Annotated in this window: 7 protein-coding genes; 4 read left to right on the top strand and 3 right to left on the bottom strand. The window is 26.9% G+C overall.

Going from position 1 to position 6,506, the window contains the following annotated elements; all coding sequences use genetic code 11:
* The first annotated feature begins 477 nt into the window (after window positions 1-477).
* The 4 genes from V6137_RS20345 (at window position 478) to V6137_RS20360 (ending at window position 3,063) form a co-directional block, all read left to right on the top strand.
* Entirely contained in the window at window positions 478-1,017 is a 540-nt protein-coding gene (locus tag V6137_RS20345; RefSeq protein ID WP_425449778.1) for a hypothetical protein, read from the top strand.
* Window positions 1,018-1,392: 375 nt separating this feature from the next.
* Entirely contained in the window at window positions 1,393-2,052 is a 660-nt protein-coding gene (locus V6137_RS20350) for a copper amine oxidase N-terminal domain-containing protein (protein ID WP_425449779.1), read from the top strand.
* 14 nt (window positions 2,053-2,066) lie between these two features.
* Window positions 2,067-2,849, top strand: coding sequence for a hypothetical protein (locus tag V6137_RS20355; RefSeq protein ID WP_425449780.1), 783 nt, complete (start codon window positions 2,067-2,069; stop codon window positions 2,847-2,849).
* Between the two features lie 43 nt (window positions 2,850-2,892).
* Window positions 2,893-3,063 carry a hypothetical protein gene (locus tag V6137_RS20360; RefSeq protein ID WP_425449781.1) on the top strand — a complete coding sequence of 57 codons (171 nt, stop codon included), beginning with the start codon at window positions 2,893-2,895 and terminating at the stop codon, window positions 3,061-3,063.
* 44 nt (window positions 3,064-3,107) lie between these two features.
* Here the strand turns inward: V6137_RS20360 and V6137_RS20365 are convergent, their stop codons facing one another.
* The 3 genes from V6137_RS20365 to V6137_RS20375 form a co-directional block, all read right to left on the bottom strand.
* Complete coding sequence (locus tag V6137_RS20365; RefSeq protein ID WP_425449782.1) at window positions 3,108-3,971, bottom strand: copper amine oxidase N-terminal domain-containing protein; 864 nt, start codon at window positions 3,969-3,971, stop codon at window positions 3,108-3,110.
* Between the two features lie 260 nt (window positions 3,972-4,231).
* On the bottom strand, window positions 4,232-5,095 hold the full coding sequence (locus tag V6137_RS20370; protein WP_425449783.1) for a copper amine oxidase N-terminal domain-containing protein: 864 nt from the start codon (window positions 5,093-5,095) through the stop codon (window positions 4,232-4,234).
* 363 nt (window positions 5,096-5,458) lie between these two features.
* On the bottom strand, window positions 5,459-6,271 hold the full coding sequence (locus V6137_RS20375) for a hypothetical protein (protein ID WP_425449784.1): 813 nt from the start codon (window positions 6,269-6,271) through the stop codon (window positions 5,459-5,461).
* Window positions 6,272-6,506 lie beyond the last annotated feature (235 nt).

Consider the following 6,506-nt stretch of genomic DNA (forward strand, 5'->3'; position numbering starts at 1 on the left):
CAAACTCTCAAATTAAAAGTTTTATTACCTGTCACTCAATGTGACGCTGGTGTTAAATGTTTTTCATCTCAAATTAATATCTGGGATGTGCTTGACTTGCACTGTTTAATTTTCAAAGACCAAATTTATTTGGCAACAATCTCTTTTGTTGCGACTCTTAACACTATATCAGATTCTTTCGAATCCGTCAAGAACTTTTTTTCTAAAGTTCTAAGATGTCATGCCCCGTAAGGGACGACTCTTAGTACTATAACAAACTTTGACTCAACTGTCAACAACTTTTTCCCAACATATAAACCATTTGGCTCTCCGTTGCGACCTTTATTACTATATCATACACCTAAATCTATGTCAATATCTTTTTTATATTTCTACATTAAACTTTATATCCCCTTTTCTTTAATCTTTCTTGCTTATTCTAATATGATATAATATACCCTAAGATACTAACCATATAACTGTAATAGGAGGTGTTCTATGAATAAAAGGTACTATATAATAATAATATCATTATTAATAGTAAGTAACTTAATCACCCTATTGTTGTGGTCAGAAATTAATGAAGATTATTATATAAAAACTGAGAAGTTAAAAAAAAGAATAACTAACTTATATAAAATAAATGGAGAAAATAGTAACTGGCGAATAAGCAACACTATTCTAATACTATCTGATAATAGGTTGTATTTAGATGGAGGTATATTAACTTATATTGATGATACCAAGTTAAAAAATATCTCTTTATATAATGTAGAGATTGTTTATGAAAGAGCTGATAAAGAAGATATTCTTTTAGCTAAAGCTGTTTCTTCTAATGAACTAATGGAGTTTAATAAGGGAGATATTATAAATTTAGGTGAGTTTACTAAGAACTTATCAAAACTTGATAATTATAATTTAGAAAAATCCGCTAGTCTCTATATTGTTTTTGAATATTTTAATGAAAGCAATGACTATATGATTGATAAAATAAGATTAGATACAGAAACTTTGATACCCGAAGATTTCTTTAAATAAATATTTTCATGGTCTGATATATACTTTTAAAAATTAAATTATTTAATTTTACTTTCTAAATCTATTAACTAGATAAAAAAAAGAGATACTTTGGAATATTCCAAAGTATCTCCTTTTTTTATCCAGCATTGGCCTTCTATATATATGATTTAAAATATGCAAGACTTCTAACAACCAAGTTTTTTACAGCTTCCTTTAATTTACGGATAACTTGTTTTCCTCAAGAGTTAAATCTTAATAACACTCTAGAAATTTTATGGTTTTTATAGTATAATATGGTAATATGTAAAAGGTTTAGATATTTAAAACTTTTATCTAGTTATTTTAAAACAAAGCTTAACAATTATTGTAGATTATTTGAAAGGTGTGTATTAAATGAAAAAGGTATTTAAAATCATTATTATTTCTTTATTATATGTTTTAAGTTTAAATTTTTCTTCCTTTGCAACGGATTTAAATCTAACATCAATGTCATTTTCTATCAACCTCAATGAATATGATACGGAATATACTGTTGCAAATATTAATGGAAGTATATTTGTTCCATTAGAAAAGATTTCTCAACATATGAACTTAACTCTAGAAGAAAATAAACAAACGAAAAGTATTGAAATTATAAACGGAGATACAGTTATAAGTTTTTTTGCTGATAAAAAAGAAGCACAAGTGAATAGTAATACGGTTCTATTAAAAAATCCCCCCTTTATTCTAAACAATGACTTTTATATTCCTATTCGTTTTCTAATAGAATCACTGGAGGGGGAGGTATCTTGGGAATGCAATTCATTTTATCCTAATGGCCATATACATATCTTTCAAAGAGAATATTTAGAATCAGTAGGCCAATTTAATAAAGAGGGATATGACCAAATTAGAAAATACTTAGATTTGATTGATGAATCTTCAGTTAGAAATGTAACAGAAGAAGAATGGAGACAGGTATTATCTGAAAAGGCATTAAAAAGTGGATATGGGAAAAATGCTAGAGTATCTCGAATAAATGGGATGGAAATAGCAATAGAGAGTTTTCTATAGAACCAGGGATGTGGATGGAATCTAATCGATTAATAAGCTTTGACCCTCTAATTTATCAAGGTGAATTTGGTTATGGGTATGAAGACTTTGAAACCAATGATCCCACTCGTAAGACAGCAACATTTGTAAAAGCATATACGTTAATTAAACAAAATGGCAAGGTTGTAATTGATAAAGAACAGTTAGTAGGTATGAAATATATTGACCACCTTCTCAACGTTAAAATAACAGATACATTACAAGAAGAGATAGAGGAAATATGGAACAAATCTAACTCATATAACTATAAAGAGTTTCTAGAGTTATATAATACCCATATTAATCCTATATTATGGCATGTAGATTGTATTAATAGACGTTATATAACTAAATTTAATGCTGCATCATCAGAAGAATCAAAAAAGAATATTGAAAAGCTTTTGTTTTCAGCTACAAACGGAGCCCTCAAAAAATTTACAAGAGAAACTAGAAGAAGTCCTTCATGGAATGATTTCCTTAATATATATGTGAGATATAATAATTTTACTGAGTTTTTTCCCATTAAAGTAAAGTCAACAAATAATCATATAATGATGACATTATATATTAGTGTATTCACTCCTCCCAATTCCTTTAAGGATAACTTAGGGACTATGGATGTAACTGTGGAAAAACAGGATGGAAAATGGATCTTTACCAAAATAGATAATGTAACATTTTATAAAGACTGCTATGACCTAAAAAATAAAGAACCTCAATTATATGAATTAGGTATAAAGTTTAAATCATATTTCGATTATATGATGAGGAATAGGTAGTGTATACATTTAACTAAAAAAAAATGATATTAGGCATAAATTTATGCCTAATATCATTTCTTTTAATAAAGGTGATATAGGATTTAATACAGCTAACATATTAGAAACTCTTAATCATATTAATATTGAGGGATTTCCAGTATTAGTAATTGAGTTTTTCTCTGAGGCCAGCTATCTTCTTATTACCCCCTTTGAACAAGGCTATGAAAAGTAAGGGGTAAATTGTAAATTTTAAAATAGAAATTTTGATTATAATTTCTAACTTATGAATATCATAAGATCATTTCCTTTATATGCCCTTAGTAATACAACACCTCTGTCATTAAAATTCTTACTTTCATCAAAAGGTTCTTTATTATTATCCATTTTAATTATAAAATCTAAAACTTCATCTGAATCATCACCAAAATAAAATTTAAGTACTTTTTTATATGCATTTTCTATTTCACTTGACTCAAGTATTGATTTGTCAAAAAATAAAACTGCTATTGGACCTCTAGTAGTAAGATCAACAACGAATCTTCCATTAGAACCATCTGAAGCAGAATAAATAACGCTATTATAGTCACCTCCAACTGCTTTTTCCTCTTCTATCTTAAAATTACTATCTAGTGAAGCAATTGCTTTTGCATCTAACTCCTTATTTCCTGTAGCTTTATTAGGTAGAATAATAGGTCTTTCATTTCCCTTTGATGTAATATGGGCTATATTTCTGTACTTATCCCAATCTACACTACATTCTAATGCTTCTGAAACAAATCTCAAAGGTACATAGGTTCTCCCGTTCATTAATCTAGCTGAACTATCAAAAGTAACTTTATTTTGGTTTATCATGGCATAGTTATTATTTATACCTAATACTATTACTTTATCATTTAATGTGATATATACTTCTTGCTTTTTCTTATCCCAATGGATTACTGCTCCTAATTGCTGGGCAATAAACCTTACGGGAACTATAGTTCTGCCCTCTGATTTAATTAATACAGGTTGTGCATCTGGAAAGTCTATTTTATTTTGATTTAGCTGCACTTCCACTGGTATATTGTCTTCTGCAAAAGAATTAATTGATAATATAAACAAAAAGGATGTTATGAAAATTAATTTTAAGTATTTTTTCATATTTTATCTTTCCTTTCTAAATGCTTAACAAGCAAATTTTTTATTCCTTAATTATAAATATATTTTATCACATTATAGAATTATTTTGTATAATCAATACTAAATAAATACAAAGCCCCCTCATCTGATTTTGGATTATTTGAATCAAAGAAAATGTAACCCTCTGAGGCCAGCTATCTTCTTATTACCCCTCTTGAATAAGGCTATAAAAAGCAAGGGGTAAATTGTAAATTTTAAAATAGAGATTTTGATTATAATTTCTAACTTATGAATATCATAAGTTTATCTCCTTTACTTGGCCTTTGCACTCCCAACCTTATGTCATTAAACTTCTTACTTTCATGAAAAGGTTTTTTATTATTATCCATTTTAATTATAAAATCTAAAACTTCATCTGAATCATCACCAAAATAAAATTTAAGTACTTTTTTATATGCATTTTCTGTTTCACTTGACTCAAGTATGGATTTGTCAAAATGAAGAACTGCCATTGGACCTCTAATAGTAAAGTTAATACCGAATCTTGTATTAGAACCATCTGAAGCAGAATAAGTAACGTTATGATAGGGACTTCCAATTGCTTTTTCCTTTCTTATCTTAAAATTACTATCTAGTGAAGCAATTGCTTTTGCATCTAACTCCTTATTCCCTGTAGCTCTATTAGGTAGAATAATAGGTCTTTCATTTCCCTTTGATGTAATATGGGCTATATTTCTATACTTGTCCCAATCTACACTACATTCTAATGCTTCTGAAACAAATCTCAAAGGTACATAGGTTCTTCCGTTTATTAATCTAGCTGAACTATCAAAAGTAACTTTATTCTGGTTTATCATGGCATAGTTATTATTTATACCTAATACTATTACTTTATCATTTAATGTTATATATACTTCTTGTTTTTTCTTATCCCAATGTATTACTGCTCCTAATTGCTGGGCAATAAACCTTACGGGAACTATAGTTCTGCCCTCTGATTTAATTAATACAGGTTGTGCATCTGGAAAATCTATTTTGTTTTGATTTAGCTGCACTTCCACTGGTATATTGTCTTCTGCGAAAGAATTAATTGGTAATATAAACAAAAAGGATGTTATGAAAATTAATTTTAAGTATTTTTTCATATTTTATCTTTCCTTTCTAAATGCTTAACAGGCAAATTTTTTATTCCTTAATTATAAATATATTTTATCACATCATGGGATTATATGGAAGCACATTGTCCCATTAGAAAAGAGCTCTAAACATATGAGCTTAACTCTAGAATGTAAAATTTTATAAGTAATGCTATAATCCTAAACATAAAGAACCTTAATTATATGAATTAGGTATAAAGCTTAAATCATATTTTGATTATACGATGAGGGATAGGTAGTTTATACATTTTAAGTATAGTTTCTATAGCTGGAATTCTGACATCTGAGGGATACTAGATATTCTAAATAATTCAAAATAACTGCCATATACTTAATTTCAATATACATTATTTAACTCACTGGTTTACCCTTTTCTATAACTTTAGGCATACATTTAACTAATTTTGTAACTTTAATTAAAACATATAATTGATTTAAAGCTGCTCCAATAATCTTTAAAATTAAATATATAGGATCTATTGATATATTTCCAATTGCAATTTGCATAGTTTGTATATTAACTAATAAATTGTCCCTATTTAGCATTTTATCAAAGTCTAACATATAGTCAGTATAAATAATAGATGGAGAAATTAATACTATTGATACTAATATAATTTTTAAAAACACTAGATTAATAATAAAGTACTTTATCTGAGCTGATATATTTTTGAATTCAAAAGATCTTTTATCTATATTCAATAGACTTAAATACACAAATATACCGAAAGAAATAGAAACAAATGCACAGTTCCATAATGTATCAATAAGCTCCCACAATTTACCTCTGTGAAAAAATATGATACTGTTCCCACAGAAGTAAATAATATCTACAGTTATTAATATTAGTAATTTGGCTACTAAAAACTTTTTAAAATTATGTATGCTACTTTTCATAATGTTATTAACAAAAACATTTTTATTTTCTATGATTAGCTTATAATATAATATTGGAATGGAATTTAAAAATGCGAATAATAAAGTAGATAAAATATCTTTTATTATTTGCATTTTATAATAAAAGTCATTAATATGGTGTCTATGTTCAATATAATACATTAGCTTAGCAGGACTTATAAAGAAGTAAAAGACCAGTTCTATAAATACAAACATAAATAATAAACGTATATATAATAAAAATTTATTTTTATCTAAATTAAACAAAAAATCCCTCCCTTATAATTATGTACTATTAAAAACAGTAAAAAAATACAGTTTTTGGTGACCGAATTATATCATATTTCTTTGTAATAATCAATGTTAATAATATTTTTTCAGAAATTTCGCATCTAATTTCCAGTAAAAATTTTACTCATACAAAAAATGTTTATTATACACATTTTACTATTAATGGGTATCAAAAGACCGTTTGGCCCTAAAAAAGGATACACTTTCCCCC

The organism is Dethiothermospora halolimnae, assembly GCF_037577855.1.
In the GTDB taxonomy this organism is placed as follows: Bacteria; Bacillota; Clostridia; order Tissierellales; family VENL01; genus Dethiothermospora; species Dethiothermospora halolimnae.

Bases quoted from the DNA above. Each gene is read 5' to 3' on its own strand.
- V6137_RS20345 (WP_425449778.1), top strand. From the start codon at position 478: ATGAATAAAAGGTACTATATAATAATAATATCATTATTAATAGTAAGT.
- V6137_RS20350 (WP_425449779.1), top strand. From the start codon at position 1,393: ATGAAAAAGGTATTTAAAATCATTATTATTTCTTTATTATATGTTTTA.
- V6137_RS20355 (WP_425449780.1), top strand. From the start codon at position 2,067: ATGGAATCTAATCGATTAATAAGCTTTGACCCTCTAATTTATCAAGGT.
- V6137_RS20360 (WP_425449781.1), top strand. From the start codon at position 2,893: ATGCCTAATATCATTTCTTTTAATAAAGGTGATATAGGATTTAATACA.
- V6137_RS20365 (WP_425449782.1), bottom strand. From the start codon at position 3,971: ATGAAAAAATACTTAAAATTAATTTTCATAACATCCTTTTTGTTTATA.
- V6137_RS20370 (WP_425449783.1), bottom strand. From the start codon at position 5,095: ATGAAAAAATACTTAAAATTAATTTTCATAACATCCTTTTTGTTTATA.